A 25,774-nucleotide genomic window follows, 5' to 3' on the forward strand; every position below is an offset into this window, starting at 1 on the left:
CTTTTCACTATGAAACCAAGGAAGGAGTATCATCCCATGCGATTGGCGGCCATTCACGAGCCGGCCCTGATCAAGGAGTATCTGAACCGGCCGGACCGGGGCAATCTCATTTACTATTGCAACAATCTGGAGCCGCCTTTTTGGGAGAATACCCAATGGTTCGGATTAATGGCGGGAGAACATTTGGCGGCGCTGGCCATGTTGATCACCAAATACCAGGTTCCGGCCCTTCTGGCCACCTCCTATCGGCCGGACGATCCTTATCTGCCGGAGCTTCTGGAGCGGCTCCGGCCTTACCTGCCCCAGGATTTGTACTGTCATGTCGATAGCCACGCCGTGGAGCGGCTGCCCTCCGGCATGGCGGGACAACGGGTCAGTCCGTATTACAACATGAAGCTGGTCGACCGTAACCGCCTTCCGGTGCTTGATCCCGGCCGGGCCGTCCGTTTGGGAACTGCCGATAAACCGGCGATCATTGCTCTGCTGGAGGAGAGCCATCCCGATTACCTCCTGGATGAGGAGTTTTGCGACGCGGGGTATTATTGGGGCATTCGCGAAGCGGGCCGGCTCGTCAGCCTGGCGGGCGTGGTGGCCAAGTCCGAGGAGTACGCCATCGCGGCCGTCGGTTGTGTGACCACCCATCCCGACTTCCGCCGCGCCGGCCTGGCCACCCAGGTGATGGCGGCGTTGATCCATGATTTGACGCCGCGTTATGGGGAGATCGTTTTAAATGTCAAGCAGGCGAACCAAAACGCCGTCCGGTGCTACCGGAAGCTCGGCTTTGAGGTCATTGGCGAATTCGCGGAGGTATGCGGCAGCGATTGCCGGTTCTGAATCGTTCCATCCGGAACGAAGTGGAGAAAACGGTTTTTTTCGACAACGGGGCTTTCATTGCTCCGTTGCTTTGTATAGTAGGAGATAAGAATGAGGCCGGTAAAAAAAGGACCCTCGCATAAGGAGGGCAAAAAAAGTTTGAGAATGAAAAAGTACGTCCGTGTGTTACACATTATACACATAAAATTCATATAAATAAATCCTTTAATGGCATTTTTTACCTAAAGTTAATCATTGCCATTTCAACCAGGGTAAAATTCCCAGTGAAACCGGGCGGTTACCGCCCGAATGAAGTGGATGCCGGTTTATTTCATATTGAAAAGAATAGCAGGAAAATTTATGGAGCTGTCGAATATATTTACAGAGTGGATGCCATAAGTGTTTGCGAGCTTTGGACGGGCCTGCCGGAAGTGCTTGGAGGCGGGAGGAGTTTATTGTGGGTTGTTTATTTCATATTGAAAAGATTACAAAATTTAATTTGAACGACCGATACAGGAGAGTATTGCATTTGACCCGCCGTGAACTGCTAAGATAGCAAACAGTCGCCGCAGCGGCCGGCCATTTTTCGGTGCAGCTGTTTCGTTCGATCCGCATGAAACTATTGGTTATCCTTCAAAAAAATTTAAATTCCACTTAAAACTTCCAAGAAGTGAAAAAGGAGAATGGCTGATGATTAAGTTTGGTACGGGCGGTTGGCGGGCGCTGATCGGAGAAGATTTCACCAAGGAGAACGTACAGACCCTGTCCCAGGCGGTTGCGGATCTTTTGAAGGCGCGTCATTGCGCGGAGCGAGGTTTTGTAATCGGCTACGATCGCCGGTTTCTGTCCGACAAGGCGGCCCGCTGGATCGCCGAAGTGCTGGCGGGCAACGGAATTCCGGTGTTTTTTATCGACAAGGTGGCCCCGACGCCGCTGATCATGTTCACTGTCAAGAAGCTGGAGACGGGTTTCGGCGCGGCCGTTACGGCCAGCCACAATCCGGCGGATTATAACGGGGTCAAGATCTTTACCGACGGCGGCCGGGACGCGACGGAGACCGTGACGGATGAGATCGAATCGTTCATTGCGGCGTTGGACCCCAAGGCCGTCTCCAGAATCGACTTCGAAAGCGGCCTGCAGAACGGGCTGATCCGGCCGATCGATCCCTTCAATGAGTACATTGACACCATTCTCGGCATGATCGATACCGAGGCCATCAAAAACCGCAAGCTGAAGGTGATTCTCGACCCGATGTTCGGGGTCTCCAAGACGTGCCTCCAGACCATTCTGCTGACTGCCCGCTGCGAGGTGGAAGTGATCAATGACCGGCATGACACCTTGTTCGGCGGCCGGCTGCCTTCGCCCAGCACCCATACCTTGCAACGCTTGCGGGATATGGTGGTCGAGCGGCATTACGACATCGGCATCGGGACCGATGGCGACGCCGACCGCCTGGGGATCATCGATGAGAAAGGCGACTTTATCCATCCCAATAACATCCTGGCCCTATTGTATTACTACCTTTTGAAGTTCAAGGGCTGGAAAGGCGGGGTGGTCCGCAATCTGGCCACGACCCACCTGCTGGACAGGATCGCGGCCGGTTTCGGCGAGACCTGCTTTGAGGTTCCGGTCGGCTTCAAACATATCAGCTCGATGATGGAAGCCCAGAATGCGCTGATCGGCGGCGAGAGCAGCGGCGGTCTGACCATCCGCGGCCACATCCGGGGCAAGGACGGCGTTTTCGCGGCGAGCCTGTTGATCGAGCTGCTGAGCGTCACCCAAAAGAGCCTGTCGGAACTGCTGGAAGAGATCCATCAGCAATTCGGCTATTTTTACATGGTGGAGAACGACTGCCGTTTCAAACCCCAGGATAAAGAGCGCCTTCAAAAGCTGCTGTTTGAGGATAAGGCGCTGCCGGACTTCGGATACGCCATCGCCCGGCGGAGTTATGCGGACGGGGTCAAGGTCTACTTTGAAAACGGCGGCTGGGTCATTGCCCGGTTTTCCGGCACCGAACCGCTGCTCCGGATCTTCGCGGAGATGGACAACGAAGCGGCGGCCCAGGCGGTCGGCGAGACCATGAAGACCTTCTTGACGGTTTAACCCTGGAACAATTTTGGGGAAGGGAAGATGTTCATGCAGTATGGTTATTTTGATAATGGCAACCGGGAGTATGTGATCGAGCGGCCGGACGTTCCGGTCTCGTGGACTAATTACTTGGGCGTGAAGGACATGTGCGCCGTCATCTCCCACAATGCGGGAGGATACGCCTTCTTTGAGCAGGCCCAGCATCACCGGATCACCCGTTTCCGGCCCAACGGCGTCCCGCTGGACCGGCCGGGGCATTACGTATACCTGCGGGATGACGAGACGGGGGAGTACTGGTCCGTCTCCTGGCAGCCGGTGGGGAAGGACTTGACCAAAGCCAGGTATCAGTGCCGGCACGGTCTTTCATACTCCAAATTCAGTTGTGATTATCAAGGGATCGCCGCCGAACAATTGTTGTTCATTCCGGTGGACGATGCCGTGGAGCTTTGGGACGTCCGGTTGCGGAACCGGAGCGGCCGGCCCCGTTCCTTGAGCGTCTTCTCGTATGTGGAGTTTTCGTTTCATCATGTCGACATCGATAACCAGAATTTTCAGATGAGCCTCTACGCCAGCGGATCGAGCTACCGGGAGGGCGTCATTGAGTATGACTTTTTTTACGAACCCTGGACCTGTCACTACTTTACCAGCGCCGGCGATCCGGACGGTTTCGACTGCTTGCGCGATCGTTTCATCGGGCCGTACCGTTCCGAGACTGATCCGCTGGCCGTGGTCCAGGGCCATTGCTCGGGAAGCTCCGAGCTGGGCGGGAATCACTGCGGCGCGTTGCATCACCGCCTGGTATTGGGGGACGGGGAGGAGGCGCGGCTGCTTTTCCTCCTGGGCGTGGGCGACCGGGCGGCGGGCCAGGCCATGCGCGCCAAATACCGCGACCCGGCCGCGGTCGATGCGGCATTTGCCGGTTTGAAAAAGTATTGGAGCGAAAAGCTGGAAGCCTTCCAGTGCCGGACGCCGCATCCGGGGTTTGACACCATGATCAATACCTGGACCCTCTATCAGGCGGAGACGTGCGTCGTCTGGTCCCGCTTCGCCTCCTTCATCGAAGTGGGGGGCCGTACCGGACTGGGCTTCCGCGACACGGCGCAGGATGTGATGAGCGTGGCCCATACCCATCCGCAGAAGGTGCGGCAGCGCATCATCGAGCTATTGCGGGCGCAGGTCAGCACCGGTTACGGCCTGCATCTCTTCGAACCGGAAAAGTTCGACCCGGACCGTCCCGCGCCGCCGCCATTCAAATCTCCTACCGTGGTGCCGGAGCCGGAGCGCTCCAGCTTGATCCACGGGCTGAAGGATACCTGCTCCGACGACGCGCTCTGGTTGATCCCGTCGGTCTGCGAGTATGTCAAGGAGACCGGCGACTTTGCGCTCCTTGATCAGGTGGTGCCTTTCGCCGACGGCGGCAGCGCCACGGTCTATGAGCATCTCCGGCGGGCGCTGGATTTCTCGGCGGAGCAGGTCGGACCGACCGGCATCTGCAAGGGACTGCGCGCCGACTGGAACGACTGCCTGAATCTGGGCGGCGGCGAGAGCGCCATGGTCTCTTTCCTGCATTACTGGGCGTTGCAGGCCTTTTTGGAGGCGGCCCGCCATTTGGGCAGGGAAGAGGACGTTCAGACTTATGGGGCCATGGCGGAACGGGTCCGGAAGGCCTGCGAGGAGCATCTGTGGGACGGCCAATGGTACATCCGAGGCATCACCGCGCAGGGCGAGAAGATCGGCACCCAGGCCAATGACGAAGGGAAAGTGCATCTGGAATCCAATTCCCTGGCCGTGCTCTCCGGAGCGGCCGCGCCCGAGCGGGCCCGGCTCTGCATGGACGCGGTCGACCGGCATTTGTATTCCGAGTGGGGGCTGCACCTGGTTTGGCCGGCCTACAGCCGTCCCGACGACGGCATCGGTTTCGTGACCCGGGTCTACCGGGGGATCAAGGAGAACGGCGCCATCTTCAGCCATCCCAATCCGTGGGCGATGATCGCCGAGTGCCGGTTGGGCCGCGGCGACCGGGCCATGAAGTTTTACGACGCGCTGCTGCCATACAGGCAGAACGACCGGATCGAGGTCCGCGAGGCCGAACCCTATTCTTATTGCCAATTCATCATGGGCCGGGATCACACCGCCCACGGCCGGGCCAGACATCCCTGGCTGACCGGCACCGCCGGCTGGGTGTATACCGCGGCCACTCATTGGATCCTGGGGATCCGCCCGGATTTTGACGGCATGATCATCGACCCCTGCATCCCGCACGATTGGCCGGGCTTCGAGGTCCGCCGCAACTGGCGCGGCGCATCCTACCGGATCACGGTCCGGAATCCCGCCGGGGTCCAGCGGGGCGTCCGGTCACTGACGCTGAACGGCCGGCCGGTGGCCGGGCCGATTCCGCCGCAACCGGCCGGCTCCCGGAATGAAGTCGAAGTCCTGATGGGCTAATCCGTCGGGGCTGCGAAGCGGACCGCGCCTTCGCTACGTTTCGCCAAAGAAAATTTCATTCAGGGCATGTCGCGAGGAACTCTCAAAACAAGAGTTCCTTTTTTGTCCCCAGCCGGCCGGACGCGGGAGCGGATATCCGCCGACCGGCGGTTTTCGGGCGGATAGCGATATCCGCGTTGGGTCGAATCGCTTTTCCCGAAAATGACAGGTATGAATCGCCGGAAAATCAAGCATACTAAGGGTCTGGGCGGTTTTATCCGCCAATGCCGGATGCGGCGTTCAAACCGGCGCGGCTGCGGCCGGCGGGAGGTGAAGACAGTTTGCCCCTGGAGGAAGGCAGAATCAGCGGTATCCAGCTGACGGTGCTGATTATGATGCTGGGCATGGGTTCCTCGCTGCTGATGATCTCCGGCGGAGTGACCGGCCGCGAAGCATGGATCGCCATGTTCCTCGGGACCCTTCAAGCCCTGTTGTTTGCCTTGGTCTACGTAACGTTGGCGAACCGCTTCCCCGGTAAAACGATAGTGGAAATCAACGATATCGTTTACGGCCCTTACCTCGGCAAGGTGATGTCCGCGGTCTTCCTCTGGTATCTGTTTCATTCCGCTTCCATCATTCTCCGCAACTATTCCGACTCCTTCACCATCACTTTTTTGACGGACACTCCCGGCATCGTCCTGTCGGCACTGCTGATGCTGACCTGCATCATGGCGGTGCGCCTCGGGCTGGAAGTAGTGGCCCGCTGCAGCCAGGTGCTGATCTCCTTGATCATGATGATGTATGTGGTTTGGACGGTCTTCGCCCTGCCCAGGATCGACTGGGGCAATTATCTGCCCCTGGTCGAGATCCCGCTGACCCGGATGCTGTGGGACGCCAACACGCTAAGCGCTTTTCTATTGGCCGACTCGGTCAGCTTCTTGATGATTATTCCGTTTGTAAACGAGCGCAGCAAGGTGGGGCTGTGGGTCTTCTCCGGCATCGCCGTGACCGGTTTTTTCTCCGCGATGGCGCTGTTCATCGATACCGGCGTGCTGGGGGTGACGACGGAGCTTGCGGTCTTTCCAACGCTGGAAGTCGCGAAGCTGATCGAGATTCCATTGATCCGGGTGCCGCTGGATCTTTCGCTCTTCGTCATCTTTATCGCGGCCGGATTCATCCGCATCTCGATCTACCTTTACGGAGCGGTCTTGGGCCTGGCCCAGATGCTCCGGGGGAAGGCATATCGAACGTTCGTGATCCCGTCCGGGATCCTGATTCTGCTCCTTTCCATCATCAACTTCGACTCCTTTGACGAAGCGGCCGACTTTATCCGGGTGACCGCGCCCATTTACAAGCTGCCGTGGGTCATCGGGCTCCCGCTCCTGACACTGGCCGTTGCCTATCTGCGGCGCCTGTCACGCCGGAATGCTTCGGGATCGGCCTAGCCGGAGCCGGCCGCCCGGTAAAACCAGGGAACGGTCAGTGGGAGCGGACGGCTCCGCTGAAGGAAAGGAAGCCGATGGCTTTATCCGGCAGGAAAATCTGGCGCAACGGTTGAAGCCGAAGATTTCGCGCGCCGGAAGCGCCCGGCTCTTTTCGTTCAAGGCGTTTTTTGCTTTACAAAGCTTAATCCCGAGAAATAAAAGAGATCCTTTCCCTCCGCATCCTTCGCCCAGCGCACCGTCTCTTGGCCGAAAATTCCCAATCCCTGCAGTAGAGCTTCCTGATCCCGGTCGGGCTGGAGGACCCAGGCCCATATCAGCTGCTTCTTTTCGTTTTTCATGACGAGGATGAGATAACCCCGCTCCGTCGTTAACTCCGCATGGAAACCCAGGGGATTCTCCCCCTCATATCTTCCGCAACGGCTTTGCCAAATCTCCGGTATTGGAAGGGCCTTGACCGCTTCGCCCAGAATCTGCTTTTTGCCGTTATCGGAATAGAGGAGCAGCCGGCGTCCTGAAATCGGCTTCACCGTCACTTTGAACTCCGTGATATTGGCAAAAGCGGGAAAAACCCCGAAGATGAGCGGATCCATCGTGAACCAGCCATCCGGCGCGGGAATCATCCGGAAGGTCCGGTCCAGGACGGACAGGACCAAGCCGCGGCCGGAACGCTTGATCTGAACCAGTCCGGAATGGGTCGCAAAGTCGCCTTCAAAAGCCGGCAATTGCTCAGGGTCCAGTTTTACCGGCGATGCCGGGGGAGCGGTATTCGGCGGCGCTTTGAAGCCGGCCTTGACGGAGAGAGCGAGTTTGGCGACTTCATACAGGATGTCGCGGAGGTCGTCATGATGGGCGTTCATCGTGACGATCACCCCCAATTGATACTCCGGCAGGAGCAGGATGCCGCTGCCATAAAGCAGGCTGTCGCCCAGCAACTCCAGGTTCTTGCCGGCATAATCCAGGCGGGGCTCTAAATTGATCTCCCATCCCAGACCATATTGATTGGCCAGATCGAGAGCGATTCCTTTGTTTTGGGGGCGGAACATCTCGGCCAGCGTGGCCCTTTGCAGCAGCGCGCGGCCCCGGTATTCTCCGCCGCCCAAGGCCATCCTGGCAAAGTTGGATAGATCGCTGGCGGAGGAATACAGGCCATTATCGGGGATGTCGCGCGTGTCCTTTTCATAGTAGGGTTCCTCCCGGAGATGGCCTGGCGAAAGCGCGTCATACATGGCCTCCCGCAAGGCAAATCCAGAATCGTTCATCGCCAGGGGTCGCAAGACAGTCTCTTCCATGGAATCGGCGAACCTCCGTCCGGTGACTCTTTCAATGACCGCGCCGAGCAAACTGGTTCCGACAGTTGAACGGTTATGGATAAAATTGGGCGGACAGGCGACATATTCTTGTTGCAGATCCGGGATGAGGGTGGTGAAATAGGGGACGTTTTCACCGATGTACCCTTTCAGCCGCGTAAACGGGAGGCCGGAGTGGCCGCTCAGAATGGCGCGAATCGTCAGCGGAGCGGCATCGGGAAACCGGGATTTCATGGCGAATTCCGGGAGGTAGGCTTGAAGCGGTTGGTCGATATCGATCTTGCCGGCCTCCGCCAGTTGCATGATGGCGGTCGCGGTGAACAGCCGCGAGAGCTCTCCGGTCTTGATAATGGTCCTGGAGGAGAAGGGTTTTTTCTGTTTGCGATCCGCATAGCCGAAATTTTGGGTCCAGACGCTGTCGCCGTCGACGATGGCAATGCTGATGCCGGGAATATGATCCCGTTTCATCATCCGCGTAATGGTTTTGGATAAACGCGGCCTGATGGTTTCAGCGTCTCCGAGGGGAACTTCACCGTCAACCGGGCTCCCCGCCGGGAACAATCCGAACAGCAAAAGAAAAAGGATCAGGAGACTGCTTTTAGAGTTTTTCATGGGCCCTCCAGACTCGAAATATTGAAGATCGGCGTAAAAATGCCAAAGTGAAACACTCCCGCATCAGGGCGATTCCGCTACTAGGTCGGGCCGCACTTTTTTGAGCTCTTTGGCCAGTTTTTTGACGCCTTTTCGCAGCAGCTTTTTGGCCGAGTCATTATACGTTAAGCCAAAGCTCTCACTGACCTTCACCCGGCAGATCGGATCCGGGGCGTTGGGGTCAAAAAGTTCGAAAACCGCTTTATCAATTTGATTGGGGGCGACATCCAGGTTTACCCTGAGATAAAAGCCGCCGGCTATTCTGGCGCAAATCGCGGCCGGAATTTCATTTTGATCGGAGCGTTGATACGCGGCGGCCTCAAATTGGGCAAAATCCGTCTGGGAGATGGAATTTCCCAATTGATATCTGTGAATCTCACTGAACAGGATCTGGTAAGCCTTGGCCGAGTCCAGTTGCTGCGGAGCGCTGATCAAGGGGAAAAGCACCTGGGATGGTATCCTGCTTTTCAGCAGTTCCCATTGTTCATCTCGTTCATCCCGGGGAGAGGGAGGAGCGGGGGCTTGATCCGCGCGGGGTTTTAGCCGGACCGGATACCGGGTCCAGACGGTAAACTCCGTTCCGGCGGGAATCATGGCTTGGGTCCCTTTCACGAGCGAATTGAAGCCCGTGCTCAAAATGCCGCTGATTAGAGCGCTGCCGGCGATATCCTGGCCATTGATAACGAATATACCGCCGGTTTCGTTCATCCGCGATACCCCGGAGTCAATATAGCGGCCGATGATCGGGATGCGAGTGGCTTCGTCCAATTCGATCTCCGGGATCACGATATCAATATGGCCCGGTTGGCCAAAACTGCCACGGGAATGCGCTTCCCAAACGATCCCGTTGACGGGAGTCCCTTTGGGGATCAGAAGCTGGTCTTGGACCATCACATTTTCGGAAACTTCCAGGGGGATCCGATCATTGGTTTGATAAGCATTGGAAGCGATATCGCCGACGAGGGATAGTTTCAAGGGAGTAAAACGGGGCATGTCGACGCTGCCGGGCTCATCTTTGGTCTCCGGCATGGCTTTGATCGTGGCCTTGAGGGAGCCATCCGGTTTGACCTTGCCCATCCCATAATGTTTTTCGAGGATCGTTACGGCCCGTTTGGCGGCTTTTTCATCCGAGGCCGCGGGAGTACCCACCCTTTGCAGCAATTGGAGCCCCTCCAGGCGGTTCAAGAGGGAATGGGCCCGGCCGTTGCTAATGTCGATGTAATACGTTTGGCCGGGAACCAATTCGAATTCGTTCAGCGCATAGGATTTCGCGCCGGTGCTCAGCCAGATGAGATGGAGGCCCGGATCGATCGTGGCCAGGAAGTAGGTGTTTCGTTTTAATAAGCATAAAAACTGGGCGTCGGAAAAAAGATAAACGGCTTGGGCGGCTTCCAGTTGGCGGATGAAATAAACCTTTGCCGGCGGAGCGGGCGTTGCGGAAGCGAAGACATAATACTGGAGCGAAAAAACCAAAACAAAGCACAGGACGAACGTTAATGAACTGCGGCTGCGTTTTTTCATATCTTATCCTCCGGTTCAATATTAGTAAGTTGAAGAAAAAAGCTGAGCAGATCTTCCCTTCTGAATATCGTCCGAATCAATTTCCAGTATTAGAGAATCAGGAAATTCTTTTGGGAGTGTTTTTTCGCGAATGCCACGGGGAAAAACGGGGATTGAAAGCGGAGCCGGGCTTGCGGCCGGATGGGATGGATGAGATCCAGCGCCGGGGAAAACAGCAGAGTGCGGCGGTAAAGGATATTCCAAGCCAATGTCCACAGCTTCTCCATCCGTTCTCCATAGAATTTCCATACCGGGATGATAGGGTTTCAATAGCGCAGTCATTCATACTTGACGGTTCCGAGTGGCAGGGCTTTGCTCTTCCATTCCACAGAAAGCGGGGTACAATGTTTTCAAAACCAGAAAAGAATTATTTCCTCGACCTTGCCCTGGGGGTCGTGGGTCTGATCTGTGTGCTGACCGGTTTGGGCTTGAAATTTCATCCCCTCGTACTCGAAACCATTCTATCCGGCAAATTCATGAAACCGCTCCATGAATGGAGCGGCTATATCGTGGTCCTTCTGGTTCTCCTCCATCTGGGGATGCATGGTCAATGGCTCCAGTCCTTTACCCAAAAGATATTTTCAAACCCGAAAAAGATTTTTCTTTTTTTCATGACCGTGATCGTGTCGGCCGCCTTATGTTGGTTGGCGGCGCGATTGTCGCCGGAACCGGCCCGCGAATGGCATAAAGGACCGGATTTTGAAATGGAGAGACGGAGCGATTGGCCGATGGAGAAGGATGGCGAGGGGAAGACTTCAGAGTGAGCCTGCCGATCCGGCGCGCTGGCGGGGGAGAGGTTCGTTTGCTCCGGGGAAGTGCTACGAAGTTCAATATAAGAAATTTCGAATGACCAGGCAGCAAGAATACGCCAATAAGGAAGTTCTCCCGGATTACCAATACGTCTGGCTCGCAGAAGTATAGTACGCAGAAACCGGTGGCGATTCTGTTCAAAAAAGCCTTACGCCGTCTAACGGGGAGAGGCTTTTTTTCTATCAGAATCTGCAAATTTCTTGACATTAAAACACCCATTCCTCCGTGGAAAGGAACGGGTGTAAGAAAAACCATACAGCCTAGCCGTAAGCTGTATGAATTCATTATCGCATACCAACATTGGATTTCTGTTTGAGATGAGGTTGAAAATTCTTTAAAGTCGGATGCCGTCGGGGTCAGCTTAGCATCGGGCCGTTTATTCCGCAGCATCCGACGCTGTGTCCATCCTCGGAGAGGTTTCCCGAAGGGGAGTTACAGTAAGGAAGGAGATAACTCAGCCGCAATGGCGGCAGATTTCCTCTTTCGTATTAACAGGTCGATAAAAGCTTCCAACCGAGTCTGAATACCCGCTTCAGCGGAATGTTCATCAATAATAATGTTCAGCACCGGAATGGATAATTCTCTGGAGACAGCCGGCAATACTTGCATGGCGATTATCTCCGGCATACAGGTGAAGGGCGCAAGTTCAATGACGCCCTGAAAATCATTGATCCCTGCTTCTACGGTATGGGCAACTGTTTCTAAGCCATGACCGCCCACGTTATTTTGAAGGTAAGGCCTGGCTAAGAACTGTAATTGTTTATACCAGCCCGGTTTAAAAACGTTGGGGCATAAATGTTCAAGAATCCAATCCGTCAGGTAAATCGTCCGCTTCACCTCGATTCCCATTTCCCCCAAAATCCTTTCAATCTGAAAATTAACACGCGGTTCCAAAACCATGTAAATCTCGCCTACCAGTGCGACTTTTAAGGGGGCAGGGGCCTGTTTTTGGGGGATGGTTTGCAGTTCGGCCACGCAATTTTCAAAAATTTGCTTGATATCCTTCGCCAAGGCAGCGTCATCGATCAGCTGGTAAAATCGATTTTGCAGATGGGTCGCAGCGCCCGGGAATTGTTCAAGCGGTCGAATTTTGTTAACCAGACGATCCAATTTATCGATGGCTTGGGCTTTTAACCAGAAAATATGGAGCGCTTTCCGAAAACGGGATATCGTATGTTGAGGAACCACTCGTTTGATTCTTTTCCAGAATTCCTGAGGCTGGTTTTTGGGGGCTTCAAATATCAGGAACTCAACGTGATAACCGGCTTCTTTTAGAATTTCCCGTTGAACTTCACCATAATAACCGAATCGGCACGGCCCTGCTCCGCCGGCCATAAAAATGCACTCCGCTCCGGACTCGATGGCTTCAATATAGTTTCCAAGATTCACTTTAAAAGGAAAACAGGCGAATTCCGGGGAGACTCTCGTGCCCAAAGCGATGGTCCGCTGGGAAGTCTGCGGTGGAACGACCGGTTCCAATCCCAATTCACTCAGTAGCGCTTTACAGGGTATATATAAGTTGCCGAGGTGAGGAAAGGTTGCTTTCATAAAAACACCTTCTTTCTCCAGTTTTCATATCGTCAAATCGCTGAAATATATTCCGGTATTGACAGCCGCCAATCTTTACGGTTTAGAGTATTTTTCTCGATTTACAAGGTTGATTTTGTATTAAGGTTCTGGATATACCCGGGTATCAATCTTCATCGATAGATTGAAAAAACTATTTAGACTGAAAGGTCTAAATAGTCTTTATCCATCCTTTATGACTGTTTATACTGGGGCTCTTGCTGCTCAATATACGATTGTCTTTGTTTTAAAGTATTGAGAGCATTGTCGAAAGTTTGAGCAAGCTGTTGATACATCTGCTTGGCTTGCTGATCCTGGGTTTCCAAAGCGAAGGTTTTCATGCTGGACGCGACACTTTCGACACTGGCGATGGCTTTTTGCATCTGGGTTCCAACAGTCATTTCATCACCTCCTTTACTTATCCTTTGGGTTTAAATAATAAGGCGCCTAAAAAACCGAAGATGATCGCGGCGGAGATCCCGGCGCTGGTCACTTCGAAGATACCGGTTAATACCCCGACAATGCCATCCCGCTCCGCTTCGGCCATGGCTCCTTTCAGCAATGAGTTTCCAAAACTGCTGATGGGAACGGTGGCTCCGGCCCCGGCCAGTTTAATGAGGGGTTCATACCATCCCAGGCCGCCCAGGATCACGCCGGCTACGACCAGGGTACACATCGTATGGGCCGGCGTCAATTTAAAGACATCCATTAAGATTTGTCCGATAACACAGATCCCGCCGCCGATCACAAATGCCAAAATAAATTTTTCCATTCCGTGAGCCCCCTATGATTCAATGGCCACCGCGTGAGCGATACAGGGTATGCTCTCTTTTTGCTGATAGGAAAGGGGTGAGAGCAGCGCGCCGGTGGCCACGATTAGAATTCGTTGGAGTTCCTTCCGTAGGATCCGCTTGAGAAAATGGCCGTAAGTGACCGTGGCCGAGCAGGCGCAACCACTCGCCCCGGCGAAGACCGGTTGCTCTTTTTTGTAGATTAACATTCCACAATCAGTAAATTTTGCTTCAGGGAGGGCCAGGCCATGTTTGGCTAACAAATCGGCGGCGATTTGATGGCCGACCCGGCCCAGATCGCCGGTGGCAATCAAATCATAATAGTCCGGTTCGCGCCGTAAATCTCTGAAATGGGCCTCGATGGTATCGACCGCCGCCGGCGCCATGGCGCCGCCCATGTTAAAGGGGTCGGATATTCCCATATCGACCACTCGTCCGATCGTCGCCCCGGTGACCCGTGGACCTTCGCCATCTTGCGTCACTACAGCAGCGCCGGCCCCGGTAACCGTCCACTGGGCGGTGGGCGGCTTCTGGGAGCCGTATTCGGTGGGATAGCGGAACTGTTTTTCACAAGCGGCATTATGGCTGGAAGTGGCGGTTAAAGCATTGTGGGCCTGCCCGCTGTCGACCAGCAGCGAAGCCAGGGCTAATCCTTCCATGGCGCTGGAGCAAGCCCCGTACAAACCGATGAATGGAACACCGAGGGTTCGGGCGGTAAAACTACTGCTGATAATCTGGTTCATCAGATCGCCGCCGAGAAAGAACTGGATATCGTCCTTTTTCAGCCCCGCATTGCCGATTGCGATCTCACAGGCCTGTTCCAGCAATTTTTTCTCAGCCTTCTCAAAGCTGGCTTGGCCCAGCCAGATGTCGCCATGAAGCATATCAAAGTCTCCGGCGATAGCTCCTTGAGCTTCAAACGGCCCGCCGACCGTACCGGTGGCCCGAATCACAGGCCGGGATTGGAATACCCAGGTTTGATGACCTTGTAACATCAGAAACCACCTAGAGATTTGACTGTTATCTTAATGAGCGCTACTACAAAAGCGGCAAAGACTCCGTAAACAACCACCGACCCGGCCAGCTCGAACATCTTAGCGCTTACGCCCAGGACGTATCCCTCGCTCCGGTGTTCAAGGGCTGCCGAAACCATCGAATTGGCAAAGCCGGTGACCGGCACGGCAGTTCCGGCCCCTGCCCATTGGGCGATGTGGTCGTAAATTCCAAAACCAGTGAATAAGACCGAAAGGATAATGAGCGTCGCTACCGTGGGATTACCGGCGGTAACTTCCGTAAAATGAAAATAGGTCATAAAGGTGAATTGGATGGCTTGCCCGATCACACAAATGATCCCTCCGGCCAGAAAGGCGCGGATCATATTCGACCATACCGGACGCTTGGGTTCCCTGTCATTCGCAAAACTTTGATATTCCTGTTGGGTCGGGGTCAGTTTCTTTTTCTTCTGGTTTGACATTTGAGACCTTTCTATGCTTGTCTAGCGCAGTAAAAATGGCTCCAACTTTTCCAGGAGCTGCTTTAACTTTTCCGCATTGCGGGCATACATGCTTTTGGCCTCGTCATGCTGGGTTTCCAGGGCGAAGCCGGCCAGGTCGGCCTGGCATTTTTCCAAGTTGGCGTAGAGCAACTCTTTCGTTTTCGGCTGCGGCAGCTGAATCGCATCATCGAAGAGATCGAGGTAGAGCTCGCCATAGGAATCGACCTGTCCGATAAAAACATTGGTCAAGGATACCCCGGCTTTATCCAGTTGGAGCTTCAACCAACTCCGGTTCAAGCCCATGCTGGCCAAAGGCTCATCCAAAATGTTCCCGTCGAGAATAACAGTTTGCGATTCGGCTTGGGGCGCGACGCTTCGGCCTAAATCATGAGGAGTGACCGGTTTGCGGTCGGATTTGAGCAAAACATTGATATCACCGGTGGTTTCCATCACCGCAAATTCGACATCGCTTAGGTTGAAGGCATTCTTGGTTCGCATCGCCCGGAGTAATTCCTCGCCGGTCAACCGGACCTTGAAAAGGTTCTCCTCCATGATCTTTCCTTGTTTGATCAGGATGATTTCTTTACCGTTCAAGAGATCATGGACCATCTTGCTTTTCAGCGCCAAAAAATCCAGGGCGATCGGAAACAAGACCCAAACGCCCAGCGCGATCAGTCCAAATGGCAAATTGATGCGATTTAACGTGGTCAAGGCGGTAATGATCGCAATTACGACATAATTGACAAAGTGAGAGGAGTTCATTCGGGCGGGCTGATGGGGGCCCATGAGCCGGACGGCAATCACTGCCAGGATATACATGAAGATGGACCGCAATAAAATGAGCAACCAGCCTTTCATGCTTTCCCTCCGTCACAATCCCTTATATTGCGGTTCTTCAAATTCCAAAGTTTTTAACCGTTCTGCGACTTCCAGCCGGATCTCCCCGGTTATCCGGCTGGCTTCGTCAAAAACCGATTGAGCCCCGGGATCCTGACTTTGAATGGCATAGAGCTGCAAAGTGGCTTGGGCGTTTTTTAGACTCGCCAAGGTTTGTTTAACTTGCGAAGCGACAGTCATGGTTCAATTCCTTATAATGCATTTATTTCAGGGTCCTAACAGAATTTCGTTCCTAGTATTGATCAATTTTTCGATTTAATGCAAGCAGTTGGAGCAATTCAGCGAATAAAGCCGTAGCAATATTTGATGAAAACGCTCTTATAAATTTTATAAATGGTAAAAGCTAAATTCGCTTTCGATGCACCGGTCCATGAAAGGGGGAGCTACTGTTGCCAGTCATTCTGGTCGTCATCATCCGCTCATTAATCTCCTATTTTGTTTTACTAGTCTTCATGCGTTTAATCGGAAAGCAGCAAATGGCCGAATTAACCTTTGCGGATTATGTGGTTGGAATCACCATTGGGTCGATCGCGGCCACCTTATCCGTTCAATTAAATCAAAATACCACCGCGACTTTGGTCGGACTGGGGATTTGGACTCTGTTGCCCATTTTATTGTCCTATTGGAGCGTCAAAAATGTCTGGATTCGCAAGGTGGTCGAAGGAGAGGCCACCGTCGTAGTGGAGAACGGCAAAATTTTGGAGAACCACCTTTCGAAATTGCATCTTTCCATTGATGACCTTCTTTCCCAGCTTCGGAGCAAAAACATCTTTAACATCGCCGATGTCGAATTTGCTCTTTTCGAGACCAACGGCAAGCTCAGTGTGCAGTTGAAATCGCAAAAGCAGCCTCTGACTCCGAGCGATCTTCAGCTGCCGACGCAATATGCCGGTTTACCCACGACCTTAATTGAAGACGGGAAGGTCCTCAAGGATGCGCTTAAGTCTCTCAATCTGGCTCAAGCCTGGCTTCAGCATCAATTGGCAAAACAGAATATCCGGGATTTCTCGCAGGTTTCTTTGGCTCAGTTGGATACGAAAGGAAATTTATATGTGGATATGAAAGGCGACCAATTCTACTACATCATCCCAACCAATGGATAAGGAGGTTAACTATGAAAAAGCATATTTTATTTTCGCTCATTCTCATCACTTGTACCGTGATGGTTTGTTCTTGTGCCCTGCTACGCCAACCATTGGATGGAATGAGCGGATTTTCAAGGCATTTAAAGGAAACGGAAAACCATATCCGGAAAGAAGAATGGAAAGAAGCGGCGATTAACTTGCGAAAGGCTACTCAATCCTGGTATCGGATTAAACCGTTTTTACAGGTGGATATCGACCATGACTATGTGAACAATATTGAGGCTGATTTTATTCGGCTACGGAGCAATATCGAGACAACCCAAAAAGCAGACTCTTTAACAGCGATTTTGCTGATTCAAGATAACTGGAAACATATTGGGTCCATGTGACCAACTGTGGGAGCTCGGCCCTGGCCCGGATCAAGAAGAAAAATGAATGAAAAAGCGAAGGAAGCTACTCGAATCGCGAAAAAATGGATGAAGCTTGGTAATTCAAACGGTAGATAAAACCCGGATGATCCGGAGTTATTTTCATATTCAAACTTCTAGCGGGCGGGAGAGTGGTATGACAAAAATCCTCGAACTAGTGAAACTACAAGAGCCTTAAAAATAAAAATACTCTTGCGCCGATAAGAGTATTTTTCCGGAAAAAAGCCGTGTCAGTTATAGGATTCGATGACATTTTACGGGTTTCAAGAGTCAACTTGGTGCCAAAAAATAAAAAAAGCAAATCCATTTTTAGGATTTGCATTGTTAACTTGGTGCCGAAGGCCGGACTCGAACCGGCACGCTTTTAACGGCGGTGGATTTTGAGTCCACTGCGTCTGCCAATTCCGCCACTTCGGCACAGGGCGTTTATCGCGTGTAGGATTATATTAACACAAGCCATTCTCATTTTCAAGAGGATTTTGACGTTAATTTTTTCCGGAGCGGCCAGGGGATCATTCCCGGACCCCGGTCACCGGCAGCTCGGCCAGGAGCTTCTGAAACCGTTCGCGCTGGGCGGCGGGAATCCGCAAGCGGGTGGTGACCCATTCGCCAAAGAGCGATTCGATCACCTGGGCCTCGACCTGCCCCAGACGATGCAGGATGAGCGAATGATCGGCGTAGCCATAGGTCAAGCAGACATCGAAACAAGGGATCCGGGTCACGGTTCCGGCCGCGTTCAGGACTTCGGTGGCGGCCTGGCCGTAGGCTTCGATCAAGCCCCGCACCCCCAGTTTCTTGCCGCCGAAATACCGGGTGACGACTACGACCACATGGGTCAGATTGCGGCGCTGGATGGCGCCGAGGATCGGTTTGCCGGCGGTGCCGCTCGGTTCGCCGTGATCATTGAAGTATTCGAGCGGATGCGCGCCGTTGCCGATGCGGTAGGCATAACAATTATGATTGGCCTGGGCGTGTTCGGCCCGGATCTGTAAAACGAAGTCCTTGGCCGCCGCTTCGTCGGCCACCTCCAGACAATGTCCGATGAAGCGGGAGCGTTCCACCACTAGCTGTGCGCTGGCCGGCGCTTGAATGGTTTGATACGGTTGTTCCATACCCTTAGTATACCATACAATCGCTTATCAAGCACCGGAATCAGGCCGTGTTGCCGCGAAAGTCAATTTTTAGCGCGCCGGATCAGTGATCCGGATCTCCACCGGTTTCGCAACCAGTTTTTCTTTGGTCTTGAGCTCTCCCACCAGCCGGTAAGTCCCGGGTTTCAGGGCCGCCGCCGCATCGGGATCCATTTTGGCGACATAGGTTACGGGTTGGCCGGGTTTGAGCGTGAGTTTGCTCAACGCCTGCGTGAAGAAGCGGCCGGTCGACCATTTCCAGACGGTTTGATCCCCGTCGGCCAGCCAAAAATCAAAGACCTGACTGCTGGCGAAGGACAGTTGGACCGGCTCGCGGTTGAGATTGAGCACCGTCAGGGCCATGGCGATCACTTCGCCGCTCTGGTAAACCGTCTTGTCGGCCTGGACTTTGAGCACCAGGGGCCGGGAAGTGGCGCTGCAGGAAGCGCCGCCTAGCAATAACAGGGACGAGAGGGCGAGCAACCAAATTCTTTTCATCAGAAGGTCACCTCATTTTCGAAATGTTGGGATCCTGTTTTTCAAAAGGCTCCGACCGAGGCTTCCGTTCGGTCGAAAGAAGACGCAGATATAGCGTTGCCCGGCGGGGGCCCGATAATAAGCATAATTTCGGTTTGACCCGGAAAACGGGATAAATTTGCTGCGGCCGTTCCCGCTGTCCCATCATAACGATTTACGCGGCTCGACTGGTTATCTGGTATCATGAGGCTTGAGGATCCGGACCGGCGTTCTTTTGGAAAAATAGGATGACCTTTACAATTTCGCTCCGCTTGAACAAATTCCTTTCGCGGCGAAATTCGAAAGGAGTTTAAATTCGCGGCGTTGAATATAAAAGAGGCCAAAACTGGGCCGAGTTTCGGTTGGAGAATTGAAAAATTTTGCAAAGAACGATGGCCGCATCAGTCGCTTCGCGTCAAATATGAACAATTCTCTGGCAGAAGAATAGAATTCCTGCTTTTTCTGGAATTCTATAATCAAAGAAGAGATGGTGATGGCTTGAAAAATCAGTATGATGTGTTGATTATCGGAGCGGGGCCGGCGGGCATTTTTGCAGCCTTGGAGCTGGTCGAACGCTCATCGTTGCGCGTGGCGATCCTGGAAAAGGGGCGGAACTTGGCCGAGCGGCGCTGTCCTTCCTCGGAGCGGAAGATCGCCTGCACCCAATGTGCGCCGTGCTCCATTACCAGCGGTTGGGGCGGGGCCGGGGCATTCAGTGACGGGAAGTTGACCCTCTCGACGGAAGTCGGCGGGTTTCTGGATGATTATATCTCCAAGGAGAAACTGCATAAGCTCATTCGGGAAGTGGACGATATCTACCTGAAATTCGGCGCGCCGGCCGAAGTCTACGGCACTGACGAAGAGGCGATCGCCAAGATCGAAAAGAAAGCGGTCATGGCCGATCTGCGGATGATCCCCTCCCGCATCCGCCACCTGGGCACCGGCCGGACTCAGACCGTACTCCAGGGGATGCAGGATTATCTGAAGCAGAAAGGCGTCGCTATTATCACCGGCGAGGAAGCCGGGGAGTTGATCGTCGACGGGGAACGCCGGCTGAAGGGGATCCGTACCGCCGGCGGCCAGGAATACCTGGGCCGCTACGTAGTGGTCGGACCGGGCCGCGAAGGCTCGGACTGGCTGGTCCGGGAGGCCGCCCGGTTGAAGCTGGGCTCGGTGGTCAACCCGGTGGACATCGGAGTGCGGGTCGAGATCCCGGCCGAGGTGCTGGAGGAGATGACCGCGGTCATCTTTGAGACCAAATTTGTCTACTATTCCAAGACCTTCGAGGACAAGGTGCGGACCTTCTGCATGTGCCCGCACGGCGAGGTGGTCATGGAGAATACCGACGGCCTGATCACCGTCAACGGCCACAGCCACGCCGAGCGCAAGACGGCCAATACCAACTTTTCGCTGCTGGTCAGCAAGACCTTCACTCAGCCGTTCCACGAGCCGATCACCTACGGCCGGCACATCGCCGGTCTGGCCAATCTGCTGAGCGGCGGCGTGATCGTGCAGCGGCTGGGCGATCTGCATCACGGCCGGCGTTCCACCAAGGAACGGCTGTTGAAGGGGCTGGTCAAGCCGACCCTGGAGGAGGCGATCCCCGGCGATCTCAGCCTGGTGCTGCCCTACCGGCATCTCTTGGCCATCCTGGAAATGCTCAAGGCGCTGGATGCCATCGCCCCCGGCATCAACTCCCGCAATACGCTGCTGTACGGCGTGGAGGTCAAATTCTATTCGTCGCGGCTCCATGTCAAGAGCAATCTGGAGACCGAGATCCCCAATCTCTACGCGGTCGGCGACGGCGCCGGCGTGACCCGGGGCCTGATGCAGGCCTCGATCTCCGGAGTGATGGCCGCCCGGGAGATTGCCCACAGAGGTTAAATCGGAACATATCGGCAGGGCGGCCCAGAATGGCCGCCCATTGGAGGTTTCATGAATCAGGTCGTACTCAAAGCGGGCAAGGACAAACGGGTCCGCGCCGGCCATCTCTGGATCTACCAGGGCGAGATCGGAATCATCGGCATCGGGGTCAAACCCGGCGAAGTGGTCGAGGTGCTCGACAATCGCAACCGCTTTCTGGGGCTTGGCTATTATAACTATTCTTCGCAGATCGCGGTGCGGCTGCTGACGACGATCCGCGAAAGAGTGGATGAGGATTTCTTCCGCCGCCGCCTGCAAGGGGCTATCCGCTACCGGGAACGGGTCAAGCCGGGGGCTTCCTGCTGCCGGCTGGTGTACGGCGAGGGCGATTTATTACCGGGCCTGGTGGTCGACAAGTTCGAGGACTACCTGGTGGTACAGTTTTTGACCATGGGAATGGAGGTCCACCGGGATCTCATCCTGGAACTTTTGGTCGAGCTCTGCCGGCCCAAGGGGATCATTGAACGGAGCGACCTGTCGGTCCGGCACCTGGAGGACCTGCCGGAGCGTTCCGGCTGCGTCTACGGGGAGAACCCGGGGCCGCTGCTCATCCGCGACAACCAGCTGCAATTCCGGGTGGATCTATTGGAAGGCCAGAAGACTGGTTATTTTTTGGACCAGTCCGCCAACCGGGCGGCCCTGGCCCCGTACGTCAAAGGCCGGAAGACCCTGGACTGCTTCTGCCATGTGGGCAGTTTCGCGGTCCATGCCGCCGCCTACGGCGCCTCCTCCGTGCTGGGAGTGGACATCTCCGAAGACGCGGTCCGCCTGGCCGCCGAGAATGCCGAACTCAACGGACTCCAGGAACGCTGCAGTTTTAAGACCGCCAATGCCTTCGACTTCCTGCGCGATCAATCAAGCCTGCGGGAGCGGTACGACCTGATCGTGCTCGACCCGCCGGCCTTCACCAAGAGCAAGCAGGCGCTTGAAGGGGCGGTCCGGGGCTACAAGGAGATCAACTTGCGGGCCTTGAAGCTCTTGCCGCCCGGCGGGATCCTGGTCACCTGCTCCTGTTCCCACCATCTCCATCCCGACCTTTTCTGGGAGATCATCGCCGCGGCGGCGGCCGACGCCAAGCGCCGGATCCGCCTCCTGGAACGGCGGACCCAGGGGCTCGACCATCCCATCCTGGTGGGGGTGCCCGAGACGGAATACCTAAAATGTTTCATTTTCGAAGTCATTCAATAAAAGTTGGGAGGTTCGCTCAGGGCGAACCCTTTTTTTTGACTGTGCTCCGGTGCCCGGCGGTTCGGCCCAAAAAACGGCAGTCGAAAAATGGGCCGATTCGACATGCTTGGAAGCCGGCGGACGAGTAAAATGTTATTTTTTGTAAAATGGCGCTTAGTTTATCCACATGATAAACAGATTATCCACATTTTTTCAGGAAAAGCAGCTTTTGAGAATTGCTTTTTACCGGAAAGGGCCAGATTTTTCAATGAGCGGGGACGGCATTTTCGACAGCAAGAGACAAATGACGGGGGAGGCGGCGCTTGATCGCCCCGCGCCGGGGACGGCCGGCAAGGGTGAAAGGACCATGGGACAAATTCGGGTCTTGAGTGGGGCCGTAAGAATATCGACCCTGCCTGGAATATATTATTTTGAAACCAAGATTTGCCGGCGTCAGCCGGTCAGCAGGCGCGCGGTTTTCCCCGGTTCTACCGGAGTCTCCGGCTGCTGCCCGACCGGCCGGCGGCGCCTGTCGATAAGGGGGCCGAAGTGCCATGCGCGACATGAGACCCAGTATGACGGCACAGTCCGTCGCCACCAATATTCTCAAATTGTCTTATGATGAAACCTATGGGCATTTGGTTCCGGCAGGAGCCGTCGAGCCGACCCGTTGGTTTCTGCAAGCCTCATCGGGTTGGCTGGGAGACCTCTCGGTGTTACTGCATAACCCGCTGGTCCGGGGATTGGCCCAGGCGGTCGAGCAAGTTTCGTTCCCCGGGATCTCCCTCCATAACGCGATCCGCAAGCGCTGGATTGAGGCGGAGGTCCGGGAGGGATTGGCCAGAGGCGCCGCTCAAGTGGTGGTCCTGGGCGCCGGTTTTGACACACTGGCTTACCGATTGCACCGCGAACACCCCCGGGTGCTTTGGCTGGAGATCGATCATCCCGCCACCCTCCATGTCAAACAGCAGGCGCTGGCGGAACACGCGCCGGACCTGGGGGATAACCTGCGCTTGCGGGCCAATGATTTTTCCGAAAAATCCCTGGCTGAGCTTTTGAAGGGGGATCCCGATTTCCATTTCCGCCGGACCACGCTGTTTATCGCCGAGGGGCTCCTGATGTACCTGGCCGAGCCGGAAGTACGGCAGTTGCTGCGGACCCTCTCTTCCCATTCGGGGCCGGGCAGCCGCCTGCTGGGAACGATTCTGGAGGAGAATCCCCATAACCGTTCCAGCAAAGCCAATCTCAAGCTGCAAATCATCGGCGAACCCTACCAATGGCGGATCGCCCCGGCGGCGCTGGCGGATTTCCTGAGGCAGAACGGCCTGAGACTGCTGGTGGTGCAGTCGGACCAAGCGGTCCTGCCGCAATTCCTGGCCGCGGACGCCAGCCGCCCCCAGCTGCCGGGGGAGGAGTATTTCTTCAGCGCCCGCTGCTCCCCGTAATCATCCCCCGCATGCCCGTCCCCGCTGGCAAGAAACATCCCCGTTCCGCCGCGGAACGTCCTGCGAATCGCTTCGGCATCGACCCCCATTTTGCACCCACGCAAAATGGGGGTCTATTTTGGGCGCGATTCATGGTACAATCAGAAGTGCATTTCTAATTCAGCTTGTAAGAAACGGGGATTTCGATGACAAAGCGGATTCATTTGCTCTATGCCGACGGGGAAGGCCATCTGTTCGAGGAGAAGGAACTGACAGCGCTCGGCCTGAATGGCCGGGAAGCGGTGATCGCCGATGAACGGTGGATCGATCTGCCGGAAGGCGGCGAATTGGTATTGCTGCCGGGCCGTTCCCCCATGGGCTTCGACGAAGCCGCCGGCGAGCTGGAAGTGGTGGAGGAGTCGGTGGCCCTGGCGGCGCTGCTGCCAGTGGGCTACACCCGTGCCCTGCTGCCGGGCTACGAGATCCAGGAGCCGCGGGAACTGCCGCTGTTCGGCTACACGGCGGTCGGTGCCGCGGACGGGCGGCTCAAGGTGGCGGCCTTCCAGACGGACGAGGATCGCAAATGGAATCCGCTCCATTATAATACGGCCGATCTGCCGGAGCGCATCGCGGCCGGACGGCGGCGTTTCCCGGAGAACCGGATCCTGGAGCAGCTGGCCCGCTGCGCCCTGGAGTACCACTGCCTGACCGCGCAGAACCTCTTCTACCGGCGCTGGGAGGCGGGGATCCCGGTCTCCCCCGTCTGCAACTGCGATTGTATGGGCTGCATCTCCCAGCAGCCCGCCGAATGCTGCCCGGCCCCGCAGAGCCGGATCCGTTTCGTGCCCAGCGTCCGGGAGGTGGCCGAGCTGGCTGCCGCGCACCTGGCCGAGGCGGAGGAGGGGATCGTCAGTTTTGGCCAGGGCTGCGAAGGCGAGCCGTCGCTCCAAAGCGATCTGCTGGCGGAGGCGATCGCCGCCGTCCGGCGGCAGACCGGCCGCGGCACCGTCAACATCAACAGCAACGCCGGGGACACCCGCGCCATCGCCCGGCTGGCCGGCGCCGGACTCGACAGCATCCGCGTCAGCCTCTTCTCGGCCATTCCCGAAGATTATCAATGGTACCACCGGCCCCGGGGCTACGGCCTGGCCGACGTGGTCGCCTCCTTGCGCCATGCCGCCGGCCACGGCCTGCAAACCTCGCTCAATCTGCTGCTTTTCCCGGGCTTCACCAACCAGCCGCGGCAGACCGAGGCCCTGTACCGCTTAATCGCCGACACCGGCCTGTTCCAACTGCAACTCCGCAATCTCAATCTCGATCCCGAAAAGCTCGACCCGCTGCTGGGAGCGGAAGAGACTCCGGAGATCGCCGACTGGCTGGCCGGTTTGAAGCAGGCCTTTCCCCAGTTGCGGATCGGCAATTACAGCCAGCCCAAGCGGGCCTAGGCTGGATGGAGCCCGCCCGGAATCCCCCGGCAACTTTTGAAGCCCTTGAAGATGGGCCTCGGGCAACCCGCGCCGCTTCCCCGGTGACTGAAGGAAGGTGCGGATTGAGCGCGGCAGAAGCTTGATTGATGGAAGTAGGATCCTGAGTGACCGCAGTAAAAGCTTGAATGGCTCAAGGAAGATCTTGAGCCGTTCAAGGAAGATCTTGAGCCATTCAAGGAAGATCTTGAGCCATTCAAGGAAGATCTTGAGCCATTCAAGGAAGATCTTGAGCCATTCAAGGAAGATCTTGAGCCATTCAAGGAAGATCTCGAGTCGTTCAAGGAAGATCTTGAGCCATTCAAGGAAGATCTTGAGCCATTCAAGGAAGATCTTGAGCCATTCAAGGAAGATCTCGAGTCGTTCAAGGAAGATCTTGAGCCATTCAAGGAAGATCTTGAGCCATTCAAGGAAGATCTTGAGCCATTCAAGGAAGATCTCGAGTCGTTCAAGGAAGAACCGGAGTGACCGACGGAAGATCTTCCATGTTCCCAGCACGATCTTGGGCGATTGCAGGATGCTCGGGAGTGACTCGAGGAACTGTTGCGGTGGCGGATTCCTCATCGGTTTACCCTAAAGAAACTTCCCTTCTTCCCTAGGGAAAGACCTTTTATTGACCAAAGTCGAAAATTGACCGAAGTCATTCCTTGTGTTATAATGAGCAGGAATTTCTGAGAATTGGTTCATCTGCTGGATCCTGCCTGGAACGGCAATGGATGGTCCAGCGCGGCGAAACTAAAACGCTCATTAGAAAACGGGGAGGGGATTTC

General features: G+C 55.3%; 23 protein-coding genes and 1 tRNA gene. 12 read left to right on the forward strand and 12 right to left on the reverse strand.

Translation table 11 applies throughout. The features are described 5' to 3' along the window. Positions 1–36 precede the first annotated feature (36 nt). From EDC14_RS12240 to EDC14_RS12260, 5 genes are all read left to right on the forward strand, one after another. Positions 37–834 carry a GNAT family N-acetyltransferase gene (locus EDC14_RS12240; protein ID WP_165907985.1) on the forward strand — a complete coding sequence of 266 codons (798 nt, stop codon included), beginning with the start codon at positions 37–39 and terminating at the stop codon, positions 832–834. A gap of 263 nt (positions 835–1,097) precedes the next feature. Continuing rightward, positions 1,098–1,316, forward strand: a complete 219-nt coding sequence (locus EDC14_RS12245; protein WP_132014589.1) for a hypothetical protein — start codon at positions 1,098–1,100, stop codon at positions 1,314–1,316. A 187-nt stretch (positions 1,317–1,503) separates the two neighbouring features. After that, positions 1,504–2,916: a phosphoglucomutase/phosphomannomutase family protein gene (locus EDC14_RS12250; protein ID WP_132014590.1), complete on the forward strand. Its 1,413-nt coding sequence runs from the start codon at positions 1,504–1,506 to the stop codon at positions 2,914–2,916. Positions 2,917–2,949: 33 nt separating this feature from the next. After that, positions 2,950–5,346: a glycoside hydrolase family 94 protein gene (locus EDC14_RS12255; protein WP_132014692.1), complete on the forward strand. Its 2,397-nt coding sequence runs from the start codon at positions 2,950–2,952 to the stop codon at positions 5,344–5,346. Between the two features lie 263 nt (positions 5,347–5,609). Then, on the forward strand, positions 5,610–6,770 hold the full coding sequence (locus EDC14_RS12260) for a GerAB/ArcD/ProY family transporter (RefSeq protein WP_132014591.1): 1,161 nt from the start codon (positions 5,610–5,612) through the stop codon (positions 6,768–6,770). 155 nt (positions 6,771–6,925) lie between these two features. On the opposite strand, the gene EDC14_RS12265 is transcribed toward EDC14_RS12260, so the two are convergent. Both EDC14_RS12265 and EDC14_RS12270 read right to left on the reverse strand, forming a co-directional pair. After that, positions 6,926–8,689 (reverse strand): serine hydrolase domain-containing protein, encoded by a 1,764-nt coding sequence (locus EDC14_RS12265; RefSeq protein ID WP_132014592.1) that lies wholly within the window; start codon positions 8,687–8,689, stop codon positions 6,926–6,928. 63 nt (positions 8,690–8,752) lie between these two features. Beyond that, positions 8,753–10,249 (reverse strand): hypothetical protein, encoded by a 1,497-nt coding sequence (locus EDC14_RS12270; protein ID WP_132014593.1) that lies wholly within the window; start codon positions 10,247–10,249, stop codon positions 8,753–8,755. Here EDC14_RS12270 and EDC14_RS12275 point away from each other — a divergent pair. Next, positions 10,225–11,052, forward strand: a complete 828-nt coding sequence (locus tag EDC14_RS12275; RefSeq protein WP_132014594.1) for a DUF4405 domain-containing protein — start codon at positions 10,225–10,227, stop codon at positions 11,050–11,052. The two genes, EDC14_RS12270 and EDC14_RS12275, sit on opposite strands and share 25 nt — an antisense overlap. Before the next feature lie 478 nt (positions 11,053–11,530). On the opposite strand, the gene EDC14_RS12280 is transcribed toward EDC14_RS12275, so the two are convergent. The 7 genes from EDC14_RS12280 to EDC14_RS12310 all read right to left on the reverse strand — a co-directional run bounded on the left by EDC14_RS12280 (position 11,531) and on the right by EDC14_RS12310 (position 16,027). Beyond that, on the reverse strand, positions 11,531–12,646 hold the full coding sequence (locus EDC14_RS12280; RefSeq protein WP_132014595.1) for a CoA protein activase: 1,116 nt from the start codon (positions 12,644–12,646) through the stop codon (positions 11,531–11,533). A gap of 212 nt (positions 12,647–12,858) precedes the next feature. Continuing rightward, positions 12,859–13,065 carry a DUF1657 domain-containing protein gene (locus EDC14_RS12285; RefSeq protein ID WP_132014596.1) on the reverse strand — a complete coding sequence of 69 codons (207 nt, stop codon included), beginning with the start codon at positions 13,063–13,065 and terminating at the stop codon, positions 12,859–12,861. A 17-nt stretch (positions 13,066–13,082) separates the two neighbouring features. Beyond that, positions 13,083–13,436 carry a stage V sporulation protein AE gene (spoVAE, locus tag EDC14_RS12290; protein WP_132014597.1) on the reverse strand — a complete coding sequence of 118 codons (354 nt, stop codon included), beginning with the start codon at positions 13,434–13,436 and terminating at the stop codon, positions 13,083–13,085. A 12-nt stretch (positions 13,437–13,448) separates the two neighbouring features. Continuing rightward, on the reverse strand, positions 13,449–14,450 hold the full coding sequence (spoVAD, locus tag EDC14_RS12295; protein ID WP_132014598.1) for a stage V sporulation protein AD: 1,002 nt from the start codon (positions 14,448–14,450) through the stop codon (positions 13,449–13,451). Continuing rightward, positions 14,450–14,929: a stage V sporulation protein AC gene (spoVAC, locus tag EDC14_RS12300; protein ID WP_132014599.1), complete on the reverse strand. Its 480-nt coding sequence runs from the start codon at positions 14,927–14,929 to the stop codon at positions 14,450–14,452. The genes spoVAD and spoVAC overlap by 1 nt, the downstream gene beginning before the upstream one ends. A 21-nt stretch (positions 14,930–14,950) precedes the next feature. Further along, positions 14,951–15,808 (reverse strand): DUF421 domain-containing protein, encoded by an 858-nt coding sequence (locus EDC14_RS12305; RefSeq protein WP_132014600.1) that lies wholly within the window; start codon positions 15,806–15,808, stop codon positions 14,951–14,953. A 12-nt stretch (positions 15,809–15,820) separates the two neighbouring features. Further along, positions 15,821–16,027: a DUF1657 domain-containing protein gene (locus EDC14_RS12310; RefSeq protein WP_132014601.1), complete on the reverse strand. Its 207-nt coding sequence runs from the start codon at positions 16,025–16,027 to the stop codon at positions 15,821–15,823. 209 nt (positions 16,028–16,236) lie between these two features. Here EDC14_RS12310 and EDC14_RS12315 point away from each other — a divergent pair, with 209 nt between their 5' ends. Together EDC14_RS12315 and EDC14_RS12320 are read left to right on the forward strand one after the other, a co-directional pair. Then, positions 16,237–16,950 (forward strand): DUF421 domain-containing protein, encoded by a 714-nt coding sequence (locus tag EDC14_RS12315; RefSeq protein WP_132014602.1) that lies wholly within the window; start codon positions 16,237–16,239, stop codon positions 16,948–16,950. A gap of 11 nt (positions 16,951–16,961) precedes the next feature. After that, positions 16,962–17,321 (forward strand): DUF4363 family protein, encoded by a 360-nt coding sequence (locus EDC14_RS12320; RefSeq protein ID WP_132014603.1) that lies wholly within the window; start codon positions 16,962–16,964, stop codon positions 17,319–17,321. Between the two features lie 369 nt (positions 17,322–17,690). On the opposite strand, the gene EDC14_RS12325 is transcribed toward EDC14_RS12320, so the two are convergent. The 3 genes from EDC14_RS12325 to EDC14_RS12335 all read right to left on the reverse strand — a co-directional run bounded on the left by EDC14_RS12325 (position 17,691) and on the right by EDC14_RS12335 (position 18,988). After that, positions 17,691–17,777, reverse strand: a tRNA-Leu gene (locus EDC14_RS12325). 95 nt (positions 17,778–17,872) lie between these two features. Then, entirely contained in the window at positions 17,873–18,472 is a 600-nt protein-coding gene (locus EDC14_RS12330) for an IMPACT family protein (protein ID WP_132014604.1), read from the reverse strand. A 69-nt stretch (positions 18,473–18,541) separates the two neighbouring features. Next, complete coding sequence (locus tag EDC14_RS12335) at positions 18,542–18,988, reverse strand: BsuPI-related putative proteinase inhibitor (protein ID WP_132014605.1); 447 nt, start codon at positions 18,986–18,988, stop codon at positions 18,542–18,544. 516 nt (positions 18,989–19,504) lie between these two features. Here EDC14_RS12335 and EDC14_RS12340 point away from each other — a divergent pair. From EDC14_RS12340 to EDC14_RS12355, 4 genes are all read left to right on the forward strand, one after another. Beyond that, positions 19,505–20,890 (forward strand): NAD(P)/FAD-dependent oxidoreductase, encoded by a 1,386-nt coding sequence (locus EDC14_RS12340; RefSeq protein WP_132014606.1) that lies wholly within the window; start codon positions 19,505–19,507, stop codon positions 20,888–20,890. A gap of 51 nt (positions 20,891–20,941) precedes the next feature. After that, positions 20,942–22,117, forward strand: a complete 1,176-nt coding sequence (locus EDC14_RS12345) for a class I SAM-dependent rRNA methyltransferase (protein WP_132014607.1) — start codon at positions 20,942–20,944, stop codon at positions 22,115–22,117. Positions 22,118–22,650: 533 nt separating this feature from the next. Beyond that, complete coding sequence (locus EDC14_RS12350) at positions 22,651–23,541, forward strand: class I SAM-dependent methyltransferase (protein WP_132014608.1); 891 nt, start codon at positions 22,651–22,653, stop codon at positions 23,539–23,541. Positions 23,542–23,726: 185 nt separating this feature from the next. Further along, a complete protein-coding gene (locus EDC14_RS12355) occupies positions 23,727–24,965 on the forward strand; it encodes a radical SAM family protein (RefSeq protein WP_132014609.1) in 1,239 nt (412 codons plus the stop codon). Positions 24,966–25,774 lie beyond the last annotated feature (809 nt).

This window comes from Hydrogenispora ethanolica (assembly GCF_004340685.1).
Classification (GTDB): domain Bacteria; phylum Bacillota; class UBA4882; order UBA8346; family UBA8346; genus Hydrogenispora; species Hydrogenispora ethanolica.